Below are 16,991 nucleotides of genomic sequence, written 5' to 3'. Positions count from 1 at the left end.
AGGCACCACATGGTAAAAACCGTCACGATAAGCTCCCGGCCAGTTCAAAGATCGGCATGTACATCAGCACCACGACGCCGCCGATGACGACGCCGATGATGGTCATCAAGAGCGGTTCGAGCAGGCGCGAGGCCCAGTCCACCCAGCGGGCGAATTCCTCGTCGTGGAATTTGGCCGAGCGTTCCAGCATGTCACCCAGGCGGCCCGTGTTCTCGCCCACTTTCAGCAGCGATTGCGCCACCGGCGTGGCCATGCCGGCGTGTTCCAGCGCGGTGGAAAACGGCATGCCTTCCTGCACCGCGCGGCGCGCCTGCGCCAGCTGCTCCTGCTGCGCCGGCAGCAGCATGGGCGCGACCATGGCCAGCGCCTTGTGCAGGGGGATGCCGGCATGCAGCAGCAGGCTGAGAGCCCGATAGAAGCGGGCCAGGCGGAATTCGGCAGCCTTCTCCGCCAGCACGGGCAGGCGCAGCAGGCGCAAGACCAGGGCCTGGCGCGCGCCGGCATTGGCGATGCCGAAGACCACGGCGGCCACCACGGCGGCCAGCGCGCTGGCGCACAGCAGCGGATGCGCGGCCAGGGTCTGGCCAAAGCCGAGCAGCATTTGCGACATCCAGGGAATCTCGCGGCCCGAGCTTTCGTAGACGACGCTGAATTTGGGCACCACGTAGCCGAGCAGGAACAGGGTCACCAGGCCGCCGACGACGAGCAGCATGCACGGGTAGATGGCGGCGGAAATGAGTTTCTTGCGGATGGCGTCGAACTGCAGCTGGTAGCCGACGAAGCGCGCCAGCGCCTCGGGCAGGTTGCCCGAGCGTTCGGCCGCATGCACGGTGGCGATGTAAATGTCGGGGAAGATGTCGGGGAAACCGGCCAGGGTGTCGGAAAAGCTTAGGCCCTGTTGCAAGGTGAGCACGATGGCGGCCAGCGTGGCCTTTGCGCTTGGCCGCGTTTCCTTGTTATGCAGGGTGGCCATGGCCTCGCCCAGGTTCAGGCCCGCTTCGAGCAGGGCCAGCAGCTCCTGGCTGAATTGCAGCAGAGGCAGGCCCTGTTTGCCGGGACGCAGCGCGACGCCCGTCTCCTGCGCAGCGCCAGCGTCGACGGCCAGCACGCGCCAGCCGCCGCGCACGGCCGCGCGGATCGCTTCGGCCTCGCTGGCGGCGTCGATGGCCAGCGACTTCCTGTCGGCTGGGCCTTGTACCAGAAGATGGTATTGCATTCGCGTTTGGTCGCAATCAAAAACAAGATTCTTTTATGCGCCCACACAGTGGACAGCCACTGCGTGGGACTGTGGGTGCAAATCCAGCACGCAACACGCCGACACTTGCGCGCTGCGCTTTGTGGGGGGATTACCTGGTGAGCAGGCTGACTTTGTCAATCACGAACGAGGTTTGCAAACCTGCATCTTCGGTCGCGGCAAACGAAAGCTGCACGGTCTGGCCTTTGTAGCCGATCAGGTCGAAGGTGCGGATCTGATAGCCGGCTGCCTTGTTCACGTTCGAATACGTGGCCAGGGTACCCAGCACGACGCCAGTGCTGTTTTTCACCGTGACGACCAGTTTGTCGTACACGGTATTGTCCGTTTCAGCCGTGTCGATATGCAGCGCGAAGCTAAGGCTGGCGGACGTGGCGGCGGCGGGAATGGCTACGCTTTGCGTCAGCAATTCGTCGGCGGTCTTGCCGTTACCACCGAGCCATGCGAACTTCGTGCCTTCATAGGCGACCTGACCGGCATGACTGCCGATAGGGCCGTTGGTGCCGCCCCAACCAGTGGTGCCTGCCTCGAAGCCACCGTTGACGATACGCTCGGTGGAGGTTCCAGTGCCACCGCCTACTGTCAGGGTAGCATTGCCCGTCGTGGCAGTCACGGCCGGCGAAGACGAATCCGTCACGCTTGCCTTGAAGACGGCGCCATTGTCGGCCGTCTGTGCCGTAAAGCTGTAGCTGGACGAGGTGGCCCCGCTGATCACGGCGCCATTGCGAAACCACTTGTAGACGTACGGTGCTTTACCGCCCGTGGCGCCGAAGGTGAACGAAGCCGTGGTGCCCGTTGCGACAGTGATGCTGGAAGGCTGGGTAGTGATCTTCACGGGACCGACGCCACCCACTTCATCGACGTCGGTGCCGACGTTGATGGCCGCATACGCGCGCTTGACGGCAATGGCTTCGACGCTACCTACGCCATACAGTTCTTCAGCGGAGGCCAGCACCTTGTTGCGCGCATCCGCATAATTAGTCGCCGAAGTGAACTTGGTGGTGGCTGCCTTGAACCAGATGCGGTAAGCCTTGTCGTTGCCGATGCCCGTCATGGCCAGCGGGCTTTTGTTCAGATAGGAGCTGTAGTAGTCGCTGCTGGTGGTGGAATTGGAACCTTGCGCCAGGAAGTAGAACATGCGATTGTTTGGGCCGCTGCTCAAATGGGGATCGGAATTGCCAATACCACCGTACCACGCATTCGGGCTGTTGTTATCTTTATTAGGCTTGTACATCCAGCGCAAGGGATTCCCATTCTTGCCCATTTCTTTGCCTATCATCCAATCATTACCTGCATTGGGAATCGTGGCGCCCGTGCCGCCTGCCCGCGTATAGGCTTCGACCATTTCACCTGTGATGTCCGCACTGGACTCATTCAAGCCACCCGACTCGTCTGCGTAGATGAGAGCCGATGTGGCATGTATGATGCCGTGCCCCATTTCATGGCCAATAATATCAACGGCTCCGAGGTTATTATAAATATTCCCATCGCCGATGAACATACATCTACATTCATTGAAATAGAAGGCGTTGTCGAGTTCTGTACCAAAATGAACAGCGATGTAGGTAGAGGTGTCGTTGCCGTCCAGGCTAGACCAGCCCAGCACGTTCTTGTGCGTGTCGTAGGTATTCATCAGCCCCCACATGGCATTCACCGCCGCTGTCTCGCCATTGGCATTGGTCGTGCTGCCGCCCTTAATATATTGCTGGCCGTCGCCCCAGCTATTGCTCGTCTTGGAGTAGACATTGCCCGGGATGGCATCGGAAGTGCCGTGGTTGGCATTGGTGATCGCCATGGCGCCAAATACGCCACCTTTGCCACGATTAGGATCTTTCAAAAGATAGTTACCGTTCGAGAGCGTGGTGTTGAGTGGCACCTGGCCGCTGTATTGGCTGTTGCCCGTACCGGCCACGTTATGCAGCGCACTCCAATTCTTGATGACGGCACCGGTTTTGGCGTTCACGATCGAATCGTAGTAATACAGTTTACCGCCGCTGAGCATGCGTGTTTTGACCAGATAGGCAAGCTCGTAACGGTCAATCACTTCCTCCAGGTCCAGAGCATTGAGCGCAGCTTCCGACTTGTTTAGTGCACTGGCCACGCGCATGCTTTTCATGACTGGGTAGATCATCAATTCAGCGCGAGGCGGTGTCTGCTCGACGCCCTGCACGCCGATGTTCTTGACGGCGGCGGCGATGGCCTGGGCTTCGCTAAGTTTAGGCGTAGTGTCGATGTCACTGGCGCTGGGGGCCGCAGACCTGGCACTGGCCATGGCGCTGGCGCTGGCGGCGCCGGCATTGCCCTTGCCCAGCCCCGCTGCACGGTCCGAAGACGATTCACTGACGATGGCACCCGTGCTGTTATTGCTGACCACGACCGATTCGGAGCCGAACACAGTCAAACCTTTGAACGTATGCTGCACACGGCTGACGCGGGTGCCGGCGGCACCGGGATGTTCAGTAGCGACAATGAAACCGAGGTTGTCGTCGAGTCCCTTGCTATGTGCTTCGTTTTTCAGTTTCTGGACCAATGCGGCGCTCTCTTGTGGAGAAGCTGCAGCGACCGGCGCACCCATTTGGGGCGGCGTGGCCGATGCCGTAGTACTGGCCATCAGCGGCAAGATGGCGATGGATGCGGCGAGTATCGTCAGGCGTAATTTCATTTCTGCTCCATGTTTTTTGGTTGGAAAATAGTGGATAAAACGGCCACAATGGTGTGGTGGCCATCCCGGCATCCGGCACCTCTCGCGGGTAGCAAGCGGCATTTATTTTGCTTATGGGGCCGGTGGGAGCGACACTATTCTTCCAGGCAGGGCCAAGTCAAAAAAAAGCGAAAATGGAGCGAAAATGGAAAAAATGTTTTGAATGAAACATCCGTTTTTATACGCGTATCGGCTCAAAAAATTACACAAACGGCACTAAGTTTCCTAGAATAAACATACATTGTGTTTCGGATGTTTTCCCATCGAACACCGTTGCACCTTTTCAATATTGCGATCTACACTAAGTCTTCTCGCCGCTTTTTGGGAGGCGTGCAAGATAACAGATAGCAAGCGGCAAAGAACGCATACAACTCGCGCATCGGGGAAGAATTCATGATTATTCCATGACATCAGTGTCGTTTTTTGCCGTTTTCTTCACTCGGCCTTTCTCTGGAAAGTCGCTGATGCGGCATTCATCGTCCTAGGGGATGAAATGGACGCCGTTCCCTGCAGCAGACTGACCTGAGACAATAGTGGCATTACCACTTTCCGCCATCGGGCACGCAAAAAAGCTTTTCCGGCCTTGCCTTGAATACGCCACCAATCAGAAGTTGACGCGGCGCGACCGCTTCCTGGCCGAAATCGACAGCGTGACTCCGTGGGGCAAACTGCATCAAGCCGTCGAGTCAATCTATAGGAAGGTTGAAGGCACCGGTCGGCCACCGATCGGACTGGCGCGCATGCTGCGCATGTATGTGGCCCAGCAATGCTTTGGCTTGTCTGACGAAGACATCGAAGACGCGATCTACGACAGCCAATCCATTCGCGCCTTTCCCGGCATCGATCTGGTCGGCGAGTCGGCGCCATATGCAACAACCTTGCTGAAATTCCGTCACCTGTTGGAAGTCAACGGCTGACACGCCAGATCTTCGATACGATTAACGGGAACCTGGCTGAGACGGGGTTGGTGATGCGCGAAGGTACCCCTGGCGTATATCAAGCCATCCTGCGGCGTCTGGCCTGGGAGCGCATCAATCTGTCCAATATCATTTGCACTTTCAGCGAATTGACCTCGTTGCTGGAAGTGTCTCAACGACAAGCGACCTACCTGGTGCAGTCAAAGATTGCCGCCAGACGCTAGGGCAACTGTATAAATGCGCATCATGGCGAGGATGCCGCGCGATTGTCAGCATGGCGAGAGCGAATTCCAGCCTGCAGTATCCACAACGGGCTGTATTTGACAGTTGCTTATCGTTTTTCTGAAATCAGGGCCGTGGCGTACGGGCGCAGCACCTTCATATGTACCGCAATAGCGCACAGCGCTTCCTTGCGTGCGGCGCGATTGCTCGCGGTCTCACCCTAAATTCTTATCGGAAATTTTTAAGACTGTTCTGATTTCAGTCAGCAAAGTGTGTGACTACACTTCAGCATTGCACCGCTGCTCATCGCACCGGTGTGCTCAAAGTTACTCTGGTCCTCAGCAAATCTACTTTTCGAAAGCAACGACAATGTCAAAACAAATAAAGGTTCATCCTCCACGCGTAACGGGCTTACGTAATCGTCCACCCATTAGTGATGGTGGTGCTTTCCGGAGCGCTGATTTGCTTGATGCGGTTATCGATTTTCTTGGCTTAAAGAATGATGCGGCGCTGGGACGTGAACTGCAGGTGGCTCCTCCCATCCTTTCCAAAGTCAGGAACGGGGGCTTACCTGTTAGCGCAGCCATCCTGCTACGCATGCACGAGGCGAGTGGCCTCAGTATTCATGAGCTTAGGGCCTGCATGGGCGACCATCGCAAACGCTTTGGCATTCCGGATGAGCCGGAAGAAAAATGAGAGGGGCAGGCTTACCACTTGGCGTGCGTGGTTGAACTGCCGTAGCCAAGTCATCTCGGACACGCTGATCGATTTGCATGCCGCCATTTGCCATTGTTAGCTTGCGGGCGGCAGATTGCCAAATGCTGATATCAGATGCTTCAGTTATAGACGCCGGCGATGCACTTGGCGAAGCCGGTTTTAGCTTGAAGTGGTTGGCAATTTTTGCGCTGCCAGAGACATTCTACCTACTCCCTGTTTACGAACTGATTGCTTTCCTGAATAAAGCAATTTTTAAGCCCATTCCGATTGGTTAGTTTGCTTGTCGTCGATATCATTTTTCCATCTCAAACCAAGGAAAAACGCCGTGAAATCCATCAATCCCTCCATGAATAGCGAATTCCACGCTTTGCGCGTGATGACCTTGATGTCAGATCAAGATAGGGATGGGATGCGATGGTTGAGTGAAATGCTCGATGCACTCGATATTCGCGAAGTGGCAAAATTTCCTTCGTTGAGCGCCGCCCACGCCCCCCTGCGCGAAGGAAAATTTGACGTGATCATTGTGAATGTCGACCATGGTGGTTTGATGGTGCCAAGCGTGCTTAAAACGCTGGATGCGGAGAGCCATTTCGTGCGCTTCCCGCACATTTTATGGGTGGGTCAGCCAACATTGGCAGGCGTCGAGCCCACGCAAACGAACACCATTTTTGAGAACATAACAGGGCCTCGCATAGGTGGCGCATCTGTCGCTGCGCTGTCGGCACATGCCCGGCTGGCGCGTCAGGCTGGTATTAATGTCGGGATGCTGTGTGGTAGCAGCAAAGCAGCGTTCGCTGAAGCCTTGCGCGAACTATTGCTTGCTAGGCCAATCCAAAAAGATGTAGTCGCTGGAGCTGTGGAAAGTCCAACGGAGGCAGATGTCATCGAGGTTCTGACAACAGGCAAGAATCTTCGCGTGATGTTGCAGCCGCAATACGATTTAGGTACTCGGCGGATAGTCGGTGCGGAGGCCTTGTTGCGCTGGAATCACCCGAGCTATGGCGAAGTTCCCCCAGCGGTGCTGATCCCGATGGTAAATCGTCTTGGTTTGCATTTGCTATTGTTCAGCTTTGTCGAAACGCGCGTCATTGATATTCTACTTGCGCTTAAAAAACACCAGATAGAGTTACCGATTGCATTGAATGCGTCTTCTGAAACCGTGTGCACGCCTGGTCTTCCTGAGCGATTGGCTGAGAAGATGCGACGTGCCGGCCTGTCGCCGCAACTGCTGAAGATTGAGTTAGTCGGAGATTTGCCTATCGTTGACGAACTGCGCCTTTCTGCTTCGCTCAATACGTTACGCGCGAAAGGTTTTCCGATTTCGCTGGATGATTTCGGACAGGGTTCGGCTACTCTCAATCTGTTGGCTAAGATGTCCTTTGATGAAGTGAAAATTGACGGTTCGTTTGTGCACGATATGAAGACGAACGCCTCCTCACGGGCCGTGATTAGCGCCACCTTGTCACTGGTGCGATTGATGAACCTTAGGCTGGTAGTCGAGGGTATTGAAGATGAGTCGTGTATCGGCGCACTGTTCAATCTTGGCTGCCGTACCGGCCAGGGCTATGCCCTGGCGCGTCCAATGGAGCTCGCAGATTTTTTTGAATGCGTCGGCAAGGATTGAGGTGGAGAACCGCTCCATTGGAGCGTTCGAACCGGCAGATGAAAAAACTCACCCTGCCTGGTTTTCAATGAAAAAAACAACTCGCGATCATTGAATCACGTGGTTTTTCAGAGATTTTCATTTTGCTGAAATAATTCTATTGATAAACCACATATTTGTGTGATGTAGTGTCGTTAATAGGAGTGATATTGGTAGAAAGAAACTTTCCCTGCCTGATTTCTTGTCGCTGCACATATCTATGAAACACTTACGTATTGCTTTGCTTGACGATCATGCAGTGGTGCGGCACGGTCTTGTCAACCGATTAGCCGTCGAGCAGGATATTGAAGTAGTGGGTGCTTATGGCACCAGTCGCGAGCTGATGGCAGGATTGCTGCTCGCCCCGGCCGACATTTTATTGCTCGACTACGCTCTTGGTCCAGATGAACTCGATGGGGTATCGCTAATACGTGCATTAAGGGTGAAATTTCCCGATTGTCCTATCTTGGTATTGTCCACGCATCACGAACCGGCCACAGTGGCATTGGCATTGCGTGTCGGAGCCCGCGGTTTCGTGGGCAAAGGCGAAGAGATGGCCGAGTTGATCACGGCATTGCGAAGGGTGGCATCGGGCGCCGTTTATCTGAGTGCGGACATGTCCTACCGGGTGGCGGAAGCCACAACCAGCTACGATGCCGGTGCGACAAATGCCAGTGCGGATGTGCTGCATGGCGCGGCGTTGTCAGCGCGCGAACGGGAAGTGATCCGCTGCTATCTGGCGGGTATGACGGTGACTGAAATTGCTGAAAAGTTCAAGCGTAGTATTAAAACCATCAGTTCGCAAAAAGCCGCCGCTTTCCGAAAACTAGGTGTCACATCGAATAACGAGCTGTTCAAGATTAGCCAGACAATAGGAGAAGCATGAGCTATTGGCGTGCGGGCACTTAGGAGCTTCTACTGACTGTATGCAGTTTGGCCGCCCAAGGCCAAAGTCTGTGGATACGTTCAGTACGGAGGATCGCCCTGCGCGCGCATCCTGTACTGCGGATTGGATTACGCCCTGAATTGTCACCAGTCTACTGGACACCCGCGAGTCATTCAAAATGCTTTCGCTCAAACTTTGCTGGCGAAAGCCAGTCATTAAATCGGTGACAGCGCTGCAGATTGTAGACCATTTCGATATAGTCGAAGAAGTATTGCCTGGCGTCGTCCCCAGTTGCATAGGTCTGGCGCTGGATGCGCTCCCGCTTCAGCAGTTGGAAGAAGCTTCCAGCGACAGTATTGTCATGATAGTTTCCACGCCGGCTCTTCCTTGGCTCAAGCCGATGCGCCGTCAAGAAATCTCGCCAGTCCTTGCTGGTGAACTACAAACCCTGATCCGACGAACCATCATAGAATCGACCGGCTGGCGTGCCAGGCATAGCCAGCCTGCATGGGTTCGAATGCAGCTCAGTCCGTCACCCAGACCCGGTTTGGCGCCAGCACGTCAAATTGCTGCTACAGGTGATTCGGTGCCACCACCGATAGTAAGCTGCTGCCTTTCGATTTGCGCTTGCCATACCCGATCTGCGAGTGCAGGCCCGCTGAGCGCATGAAATGGTCGTGGCGATTCAGCTACTTCCACTATTATTTATCATTAGCACAGCTAGTCTAAATGGAATGGGACTGGCAGTAACGGCGTGCACGATCGATGACGAGTAAGCATCGTGATAAGGCGCAGCCTGCCGCCTGTACGATCAAGTGGATAAGTCAGCAGGCGATGCCAGCACTGAAATCATTCAGTGACAGAGGGAAAGCCAGGGCGGCGTTTCATCGAAGGGCATGCATTTCTTCCCGGCGTACCGGACGTGGATCTGCAACGCCCATATCGGGATAGAATCGTGCAGCCATACCAAAACTGCTGGATTTAAATGAGGGAACGCGCCCTTGCAAGGCAACGATTTCGATGGGCAAGGGCGTACCGTTCAGGTGCGCCGTATGCCGGCTGGGGGAACTGCCAAGTCAAGGCCCGGATGCTCGCTCTCCAAGGCGTAAAATTAAAACATGCGAACGTATCAGCGATGAAAGCGCCGCCGCTGGTCACCCATTCCCGCCCTGAGTTCGCCAATGGCCAGGCCGGAGGCCTCATGCATGCGGATTAACATGTCCGCATCGATTTCTGCATGACCGCTTCTTAGTTTGCCGATAGTGAAGGGCGGTACGCCCAGTTCGCGCGCCAGACAGGCATCATTGCGCAAGCCCATGTACGCGAGCAACCAGTCAAGCAGGGCAGTCGCTCCATGACGGCTGGCACGTGTATCCATCCGCGCCGCTGAGGCACTGTCGGGATGCATGGCCATCTGCTCCTCACTTTTCATTTCACGTCGATCCATTTCAATATACTTTCAATTCAGTTGCCATGCTGTGTTCAAGGTGCCGCTTTAGAAACTCTGTGCGCTCCATAGGGCGGGACAAGATCAAGCCCTGACCGATGTGACAGCCCATGCGACACAAGGCAGTGATCGTCGATTCATTCTCGATGCCCCCGGTAACCAGCCTCATGTTGAGCTTTCGTGACAGGGAAATAATGGTCGCGACGATGGCATGCGATTGTGCATTCGTTGTCATGTCACGGATGAAGGCGCCGTCGATCTTGACTTCATCGAACGGCATCTTGACTAACAGGTTCAAAGTCGAAAAACCCGCACCAAAATCGTTAAGGGACAAGGGAAAACCTTTCGCCCTCAGGGCGTTGAGGCAGGCCGACAGGCAGAGCTCATCGGGTACTGGCAAATCCACGGTCATATCGATTTTCAGTAGCCGAGGCGGAAGGCAGGCATCCCACATCGTGTCGGAAAGCTGATCGGCCATGCCAGGCTCGCACACAGTGTTGATCGAGGCGTTTACGGCAATTGGCATGTCCGCGCCAATGCTGCGCAGGCGGCGCAGCATATCGATCACCTGTGTCACCACCAGCTTGAACAAGGGCAAATGCAAACCGAGCCGGCTCACCATGGGAACCAACACCGAGGGCGATACTTCGCCGTACTGCGGATGGCGCCAGCGCAGCAACGCTTCGGCGCTGACCATACGTCTGCTGCGCAGTACATACTGGGGCTGGAAGGCGACACGCAATCCTTCGCCTGAAGTAATCGCATGGATGACGTCTGCGTCGCTGGGTAATGCTGCCACAGATGCAGCAGGTATGGGCAGGTAGCCAGTCTGATGGGAACCGCTCATATTGAGGTGCTGCGAGGCCAATAGCTGACTCACCGCGACGGATCGAGTGGCGTACACGGAGGCGCCCATGGCGGTTTTCCTAGTGGATTGAGATGCACCCAGTATATTGACAGCCATTTCAATGGGAAATCGGAATGCGCCTAAAAAGCCTCGCTCTCAAGACAGGAGCGGACGGCCGAATATGCACCAGACACGCACGGCATTTTTCTTTCAGTTGAGCACCATCGGACTTTTCAGACCATTCCTATGTCATTGTGATCACTAAATAATTAGCATCTTCATACGGTGTTTTTTGCCTCGCTAGCTGATAGGTGTTTCAGATGAGCTTGCGAAGAAAGTGCAGTCGCCTGCTTTTGCAAGCGACCTTATATTCATCAATGGAGATGTCATGAGAAATCGTATCTGTCTGTTCCTGTTCATCGGGAGCTCCTGCCTGCTGTCGTCCTCCGCCTCGGCTGTGGGTCATACCCAGACCAAGTATCCTATCGTGCTTGTGCATGGCCTGCTTGGCTATGACAGAATAGGCCCCGTCGAATATTTCTACGGCATACCGAAAGCTTTGCGCGACGGCGGTGCCCAGGTACATATTGTGAATGTGTCTGCTGCCAATAGAACCGAGGTAAGAGGTGAGCAGTTGCTGGTTCAGGTACGCCAGATTCTTGCGGCGACCGGTGCCGCCAAAGTCAATTTGATCGGACATAGTCACGGTGCTCCCACCGCGCGTTATGTGGCCTCCGTGCATCCTGAGCTGGTAGCTTCCGTGACCAGTGTCTCGGGTGTCAACAAGGGCTCGAAGGTTGCCGATGCGCTCAGGAAAAACCTGCCTGTCGGCGGCGCGGTTCTAGTCGGCGCGGGTGCGCGGCTAGTCAGCTTTCTTTCCGGCAACGGAGGCTTACCGCAAAATGGTGCGGCCGCCCTGGAATCCCTCAGCACGTTAGGTTCCATTAAATTTAATATGCGCCACAATGCCGGTCTTCCAGCCACGGCATGCGGGGAAGGCGCCCATGAAGTCAACGGAGTGCGTTACTTTTCCTGGAGCGGTGCGCAGCCGCGAACGCGCCCGATCTTGGACAGCAGCGACAAATTGCTGTTTATGACATCCCTGTACTTCAACGGCGAAAAAAACGATGGCATGGTCAGCAGTTGCTCGAGCCATCTGGGTAAGGTGATACGCGACGATTACATTATGAATCACTTGGATAGCGTCAACCAGTTTTTTGGTATTGTCAGCCTGGTGCAACCCAATCCTGTGACCTTATTCCGCGACCAGGCAAATCGCCTGCAGGGCTTGGGCCTGTAGGCAGAGGAGATGGCAATGCGTACATGGGCAATTGTTGTGGGAACTGGAGTGGCGACGATCTTACTGTATACCATGCTGGACCACATGAACCCTCCAGCCGCTCTCCACGAAAAAACAGAACCGGACCTGTTTGCCTTTGTACGCTCGATGGAAGGAACGCGTCCCGACGGCGCAGTCAGCGTCGATATCGGCGATCAACTGGTGGTTGACGCGGAACTGGGTCGTTTGTTCGACTATTATCTGGCCAGACTTGGTGAAACCAGCCTGGCCGCTATCCGCAGCCAGATCGAGGCAGAACTGGAACGTCGGCTCAAGCCGGCGCATGCCCGTGAAGCCAAGCGCCTGCTGGGCGCCTATCTGGATTACAGACAAGCCCTGGTCGCCGTCGAAGAGAGTCTGCCGTCTGGCGCTGACATGCTTGCGGGAGTGCGCTTGCGGCAGCAAGCCATGCGTCAGTTGCGCGCTAATTACTTTACACCCAAGGAAAGCGAGGGGCTGTTTGGCGCGGAAGATAGTTACGACAACGACGCCGTCGCCCGCATGGAGGTGATGTCCGACACTTCTCTGAGTGAGGCGCAACAGGTGGAAAAACTAGCGATCCTGGACCGGCAGATGCCGCCCGCCTTGCTTGCTGAACGCGAGGCGCCGCAAAAGGTGCTCAAGCTGGAGGAGGCTGTGCTAGCGCTGCGCGCGACGGGGGCGGGTGAGAACGAGGTGTACCGTTTGCGCGCCACGACCTTTTCGCCGGAAGCTGCCGCGCGCCTGGCCGAGGTTGACAGGGCAGAGGGGCAATGGCAGCAGCGGATAAGGCGGTATCAGGAAGAACGCAAGTGGCTGCTCGCCGACCACACTGCAGAGCAGGCTGCCGAACCGCTGCAGCGATTGCGCGACGCCCAATTCCTGCCCCATGAACAGCTCAGGCTGGATGCCTATGAGTAACTGAAGCCCGCCCCTTCTTTGACTCCAAGTCCGTCCTATTCGCATGCGTGCATGGTTTGAAGACGGGGAGAGTGGGTGAACGCGCGCTGGGCAAGAGCGAAAGATAAGGCTCTTCCATTGGCAAGTAGGGGAAGTACCGCAATCTTCCCTTGGCTATGCTGTCTGACTTTGTATGCATACCTCGCTGAGAGCAGATCATGCGGCCAGCCGAATAAATAGGCTTTATCGTGCAGTTTGATCACCTGAATACGCCAGCGGCAGGCAGGAATTGCCCTATTGCATGGCGGCGCGCCACACGACGCGATCATCGTACTACTTGAAAGTGTGGCGCAGCTGTGATTGGCCTGTCCCGCCTGCCACTCGCATCACTTGCATCGACATGGCCATGCGCAGGGTCTGCAACGCTACCGCTGCGTGCCCTGCGGGCGTACCTTCCAGTGCTTTGACGGGCAGCCCGCCGGCCCATTTGCACGACAAGGCGGTGCGGCGAGAGTGTTGTTCGGTTCCGCCTCGGTGCTCCAGGCCACACAACAGCTAGGACTGCACCGCCACGCCACATCTCGCCGGCGCCACTGTTTTCTCAGCGAAACGAAGACGAAAAGGCCCCATGGCTTGCGCGGCGTCGTTGAGGCCGACGAGTTATATCTGCTCGAGCCGGGAAATCAGCCAAGCAGATGAGGCATGCGGCCCGCCGCCCAGGTGGCCATCCCCACCAGAGCGGCATCTCCAGTGAATAAGTATCCATCTTGGTGGTGTGCGACCGCACAATTTCATCAGGGGCTAAGAGGCGTTGACTAAGGCGCAGCTGCACCATTGTTGTTGCCCGTCATCGACCAGAACGTGCTGCTGATAACCGATGGTCATGCCGCGTACCGGGCTTTTGCCGCTGGCATCAGCCACCAGGCTGTAAGTTTGTGGTGGTTTGCACACCCGATGGCTATGCGATGGATGCCATACAATTAACTGATGGATCTCTTGCCTTTGAATGGCCCACGCTCACGCCCGCTCACTGCCGGTGAGATAGCTGCTGAAAAATCACATTTTTTAGAGCAGTCCTATATGCGAAGCAGTTGCAAGGCAGTAAATTTACTGAGCCGTCATGATGGATTGATTTCATGAAGGTGAGTAAAATTTTCGTAGCTAGACAATTCAATAGCTGTTGAACAGTCACATTTAATTAATGAGGTAAGAATACAAATTTTATCGGAAATTGAAATTCAAGACATTTCGGGCGGTCGCGCATTTTGCTCGGATCACATGTCAGCTAGCGACTATTCCAGCACGGCTGGTTTCCGGGGTGGCATCGCCAGCATCGGAGGGGGCATTGCTGTCGTGCCAGGTGGACAAGCTCTGGGCGGCAGCATCATGATTGGTGCTGCCGCGTTGTATGCGTACAATTCATATTGATCGGGCTAATAAGGCAAGCGATAAAGCGGGCTGAACATACCCAGCTACTTGCTATCCTGTTGCTGATAGTGACGCCGGCCGCAATATTTCTGTGACAGTATTGCGGCCGCCTGTTGCCTGGGGAAAGTCATACGACTGAATTGAAGAAAGAACTTTTAATGCATATAGCCGTCGACAAGTCAGGTTCACAATGGTTGGTACTGGAACATTTATTTAAGAAGAAAAATGGCGTGCTGCTCGCGTCGCTAGCAGGATTTCAACGAAGAAAATTTCTGTATATTTTTTGCGATCTGTTGGCATTGCTTTCCATCATCGCCGGAATGGCGTGGATTCTGTATCCCGAGAGAATTTTCCTGCAATCCTTTCCACTGACCGTCTTGCTGTTGCTGCTGGCAGGGCAAGGTATCCGCTTTAAAACGGTAGCGATGCCGCAAGCGGTGAGCCAGGAAAAAATGGATGCGTTCTTAAAGATACACATTGGGCTATTGTTCGCGGCCATGATGGGCTGTCTTTTTCAGGTTGCAGTGGCTGTGTGGAAGATGTTTGCACCGTGGTGAAAAAAATTCGCTGCAATCGCCAGCGTCCGGGCGAAGGTCGGGCATCCGTTTCATGTCATGAAGAACCTGTTCTGGCATCGCAAAACGCGCTATCGCGGCCTGGCCAAAAACACTGCACAGCTGTTTAAGCTGTTCGCCTTCGCCAATCTGGTGCTCGCCGCCAGGCGCTTTACGATCACTAAATCCCGTAGTCTGTCTTGATTACAGAAATGCAGGACATCCTGCAGGGCTTCCTGCTCAACCCCGCCGAGCGCCGCTTGCTGCCGCGCTGATGCTTCCGTCACGATGTCGTCGTAGTCGATGCCGCTGTCGTCCGCTGCCTGCAGCTGCGGCATGCCGAAGTGATGGCTGCGCGTGAAAACAGCTTCCAGCAGCTGAAACTGTTCCCAGCCGTGCCGGCGGGCGGCATCGGCATGCTCAACGCCATCTATGGCCCGCTGCCGGACTCTGCACTTCATGCCGGCCCAGTACCGCGACGATTTTTCACGTGAGGGCAATGGCGGCAAGCTGTTCTTCATCCATGAGATGGTCCACTTGTGCGCAAACATTCGCGTGCAGGGTGCAGTCCACGCGCAGAACGTCAATGTGTATCACAGCCGCATGAGGGAATGCCTAAGGCCGTTTCACGGCGTGGCGACGCGCTACCTGGCGAACGATCTGGGATGACGCAAGATACTCGACGCCAGACGCATTCATTCACCAAAAATCGTTACTGAAAGCACCATTGGGAACATTCCCACATCTGACGGTGACATAGCCAAAGATGATAGCAGCGACTTCATTTTCAAAGAATCTGTGTTCCGTTTGGGACTGCAAAATTTCCTTTGATCGCTCTAAATACATCTCGCCTCTGCGTCCGAGCGCGCTATGAGCGAGGCGATAACGGCAACGGCCGCAATGCTTGTGGCGTTTAGCGTAAAGGTGGCTTTTCAGCGTCCGGCCACACGAGGATGCGGTCTCGCATCAATCATGCCCGCCAATTCTGCCGGTGTTGGATGCGCCATCTACCTTGATCATCGTTTCTTCCTGTTTTCCAACACAAACTTTGCCAGCTGAATATTGTTGTATGAGCATTTTTTAGCGATCAATATCAGTGCGTGCCGGTGCGGAAGGCGTGGCAATTAGTGACCTTCTTCCCCCTGCTTGTTTGCGTTGCAATTTAGGAGTAGTCCGATTTTTCAAGAAGATCTCTTTCTGTATATTGACCGGCATAGGGGTGAATTTACCTATATGAGCCAGGATTGAACATCACATCACATCATATTTAAGGAATGAAAAGCATTGTTTACCTACGTAGTTTTTTTTGGATTATTTCTTCATTGCAACCGCGCCATATGCCATGAGAGCCGTGTTCATGATTAAAAATTCCTTAAATACTCTGACACTGACGCTGGTGATTTTTTCCTTGCTGGCTTGTGGTGGAAACTCTCAACCCAGTACCACATCTGAAGCCGAATCGAATGTCGTACCGGATAGTTATCTGACGTTTTCGGGTGCGCTAGGCGTGCACGGAGCGCAATTATCTCCCGCGCTCGCGTCGACGATGCGACCGGTGTCCGAAGTGCAGGGGAAGCAAGATTACACCTTGCGATTGCGCACCGTATCAGGTCAAACCTTCGATTTACCTTTGCAGGTAGTGGCACTTTCGCAACCCACAGTCCATCAAGCTCACTTTGCGGGGAGTATGCGCAATCCAGGCCAGGTAGCTTCCGTACAACTGCTGGATCAGCAAGGACAGGCTTTGCCCTTCATTGATACAGACAGCAACGATACCTCATTAAAGCCTGATGTCGGCCAGGCAAGCTTAAGCTTTTGGAAGCAGGGAGAGAACCTTAGGTTGAAATGGAATCATTTGGCTGAACCGTTTGTTTCAGTAATACATGTGACAAACAGGGGCCTTAGGACGGTGATAGTCCAAAACTTGGTCGGCGGTGATGCGAGTGTGGATATTGGAAATCTGGATGCGGGAGGAGTATTTGAAGTAAGCCTATCAACCAGATGGCAAGCTCGAATGGTGTTGATCCGCAATTTGAAATAACCTTCTATCACATTATTTTTACATGTTTTTATTAGTTATGGAATTTTATTGATGAGGAAAATTTTAATCTGCTGCGCAATTTTCCTCACTTTAACTTGGGAGGAAATTAAATAGCTCTT

The 16,991-nt window shown here is 54.7% G+C and carries 13 protein-coding genes and 5 pseudogenes; 13 read left to right on the top strand and 5 right to left on the bottom strand.

From position 1 onward, the window contains the following. Positions 1 to 22: 22 nt before the first annotated feature. Together U0004_RS29115 and U0004_RS29110 are read right to left on the bottom strand one after the other, a co-directional pair. The gene (locus U0004_RS29115) at positions 23 to 1,216 is read right to left on the bottom strand and encodes a type II secretion system F family protein (protein ID WP_115057689.1); all 1,194 of its coding nucleotides are present in this window, start codon (positions 1,214 to 1,216) and stop codon (positions 23 to 25) included. A 130-nt stretch (positions 1,217 to 1,346) separates the two neighbouring features. Then, the gene (locus U0004_RS29110; protein WP_070260252.1) at positions 1,347 to 3,914 is read right to left on the bottom strand and encodes a M4 family metallopeptidase; all 2,568 of its coding nucleotides are present in this window, start codon (positions 3,912 to 3,914) and stop codon (positions 1,347 to 1,349) included. Positions 3,915 to 4,507: 593 nt separating this feature from the next. Between U0004_RS29110 and U0004_RS29105 the strand changes: the two are divergent. The 5 genes and pseudogenes from U0004_RS29105 to U0004_RS29085 form a co-directional block, all read left to right on the top strand. Continuing rightward, positions 4,508 to 4,938: pseudogene (locus tag U0004_RS29105) on the top strand (transposase); the annotation flags it as partial. Positions 4,939 to 5,461: 523 nt separating this feature from the next. Next, a complete protein-coding gene (locus U0004_RS29100; protein WP_071653753.1) occupies positions 5,462 to 5,788 on the top strand; it encodes a hypothetical protein in 327 nt (108 codons plus the stop codon). A 77-nt stretch (positions 5,789 to 5,865) separates the two neighbouring features. Then, on the top strand, positions 5,866 to 6,084 hold the full coding sequence (locus U0004_RS29095) for a hypothetical protein (RefSeq protein WP_139144289.1): 219 nt from the start codon (positions 5,866 to 5,868) through the stop codon (positions 6,082 to 6,084). 50 nt (positions 6,085 to 6,134) lie between these two features. Beyond that, the gene (locus U0004_RS29090; protein WP_174718140.1) at positions 6,135 to 7,433 is read left to right on the top strand and encodes an EAL domain-containing protein; all 1,299 of its coding nucleotides are present in this window, start codon (positions 6,135 to 6,137) and stop codon (positions 7,431 to 7,433) included. A 238-nt stretch (positions 7,434 to 7,671) separates the two neighbouring features. Further along, entirely contained in the window at positions 7,672 to 8,337 is a 666-nt protein-coding gene (locus tag U0004_RS29085) for a response regulator transcription factor (protein WP_070260238.1), read from the top strand. A gap of 169 nt (positions 8,338 to 8,506) precedes the next feature. On the opposite strand, the gene U0004_RS29080 is transcribed toward U0004_RS29085, so the two are convergent. The 3 genes from U0004_RS29080 to U0004_RS29070 form a co-directional block, all read right to left on the bottom strand. Further along, complete coding sequence (locus U0004_RS29080; RefSeq protein ID WP_070260236.1) at positions 8,507 to 8,749, bottom strand: IS3 family transposase; 243 nt, start codon at positions 8,747 to 8,749, stop codon at positions 8,507 to 8,509. A 717-nt stretch (positions 8,750 to 9,466) separates the two neighbouring features. Next, positions 9,467 to 9,784 carry a helix-turn-helix domain-containing protein gene (locus tag U0004_RS29075; protein ID WP_231958720.1) on the bottom strand — a complete coding sequence of 106 codons (318 nt, stop codon included), beginning with the start codon at positions 9,782 to 9,784 and terminating at the stop codon, positions 9,467 to 9,469. Position 9,785: 1 nt separating this feature from the next. After that, on the bottom strand, positions 9,786 to 10,700 hold the full coding sequence (locus U0004_RS29070; protein ID WP_167468744.1) for an EAL domain-containing protein: 915 nt from the start codon (positions 10,698 to 10,700) through the stop codon (positions 9,786 to 9,788). Positions 10,701 to 11,019: 319 nt separating this feature from the next. On the opposite strand from U0004_RS29070, the gene U0004_RS29065 reads away from it, so the two are divergent. The 8 genes and pseudogenes from U0004_RS29065 to U0004_RS29030 all read left to right on the top strand — a co-directional run bounded on the left by U0004_RS29065 (position 11,020) and on the right by U0004_RS29030 (position 16,872). Next, entirely contained in the window at positions 11,020 to 11,931 is a 912-nt protein-coding gene (locus U0004_RS29065) for a lipase family alpha/beta hydrolase (protein ID WP_070260232.1), read from the top strand. Between the two features lie 15 nt (positions 11,932 to 11,946). Beyond that, on the top strand, positions 11,947 to 12,870 hold the full coding sequence (locus U0004_RS29060) for a lipase secretion chaperone (protein ID WP_231958718.1): 924 nt from the start codon (positions 11,947 to 11,949) through the stop codon (positions 12,868 to 12,870). A gap of 215 nt (positions 12,871 to 13,085) precedes the next feature. Beyond that, positions 13,086 to 13,785 (top strand): annotated as a pseudogene (locus U0004_RS29055) (transposase-like zinc-binding domain-containing protein); the annotation flags it as partial. A gap of 650 nt (positions 13,786 to 14,435) precedes the next feature. Then, complete coding sequence (locus U0004_RS29050) at positions 14,436 to 14,834, top strand: hypothetical protein (protein WP_070260228.1); 399 nt, start codon at positions 14,436 to 14,438, stop codon at positions 14,832 to 14,834. Between the two features lie 18 nt (positions 14,835 to 14,852). Beyond that, positions 14,853 to 15,035, top strand: a pseudogene (locus tag U0004_RS29045) (transposase); the annotation flags it as partial. A gap of 134 nt (positions 15,036 to 15,169) precedes the next feature. After that, positions 15,170 to 15,280 (top strand): annotated as a pseudogene (locus U0004_RS29040) (keto-deoxy-phosphogluconate aldolase); the annotation flags it as partial. 97 nt (positions 15,281 to 15,377) lie between these two features. Then, a pseudogene (locus tag U0004_RS29035) lies at positions 15,378 to 15,591 on the top strand (hypothetical protein); the annotation flags it as partial. A gap of 597 nt (positions 15,592 to 16,188) precedes the next feature. Then, entirely contained in the window at positions 16,189 to 16,872 is a 684-nt protein-coding gene (locus U0004_RS29030) for a hypothetical protein (protein ID WP_139144288.1), read from the top strand. Positions 16,873 to 16,991: the final 119 nt, after the last annotated feature.

This window comes from Janthinobacterium lividum (genome assembly GCF_034424625.1).
GTDB lineage: Bacteria > Pseudomonadota > Gammaproteobacteria > Burkholderiales > Burkholderiaceae_D > Janthinobacterium > Janthinobacterium lividum.
Note: the sequence above shows the minus strand (reverse complement) of the source record. Positions and strands in the feature narration are given on the sequence as shown.

What these genes read in the sequence shown, in the direction of transcription:
- U0004_RS29115 (WP_115057689.1), bottom strand. Translation starts at nt 1,216, where the DNA reads ATGCAATACCATCTTCTGGTACAAGGCCCAGCCGACAGGAAGTCGCTG.
- U0004_RS29110 (WP_070260252.1), bottom strand. Translation starts at nt 3,914, where the DNA reads ATGAAATTACGCCTGACGATACTCGCCGCATCCATCGCCATCTTGCCG.
- U0004_RS29100 (WP_071653753.1), top strand. Translation starts at nt 5,462, where the DNA reads ATGTCAAAACAAATAAAGGTTCATCCTCCACGCGTAACGGGCTTACGT.
- U0004_RS29095 (WP_139144289.1), top strand. Translation starts at nt 5,866, where the DNA reads ATGCCGCCATTTGCCATTGTTAGCTTGCGGGCGGCAGATTGCCAAATG.
- U0004_RS29085 (WP_070260238.1), top strand. Translation starts at nt 7,672, where the DNA reads ATGAAACACTTACGTATTGCTTTGCTTGACGATCATGCAGTGGTGCGG.
- U0004_RS29075 (WP_231958720.1), bottom strand. Translation starts at nt 9,784, where the DNA reads ATGGATCGACGTGAAATGAAAAGTGAGGAGCAGATGGCCATGCATCCC.
- U0004_RS29070 (WP_167468744.1), bottom strand. Translation starts at nt 10,700, where the DNA reads ATGGGCGCCTCCGTGTACGCCACTCGATCCGTCGCGGTGAGTCAGCTA.
- U0004_RS29065 (WP_070260232.1), top strand. Translation starts at nt 11,020, where the DNA reads ATGAGAAATCGTATCTGTCTGTTCCTGTTCATCGGGAGCTCCTGCCTG.
- U0004_RS29060 (WP_231958718.1), top strand. Translation starts at nt 11,947, where the DNA reads ATGCGTACATGGGCAATTGTTGTGGGAACTGGAGTGGCGACGATCTTA.
- U0004_RS29050 (WP_070260228.1), top strand. Translation starts at nt 14,436, where the DNA reads ATGCATATAGCCGTCGACAAGTCAGGTTCACAATGGTTGGTACTGGAA.
- U0004_RS29030 (WP_139144288.1), top strand. Translation starts at nt 16,189, where the DNA reads ATGATTAAAAATTCCTTAAATACTCTGACACTGACGCTGGTGATTTTT.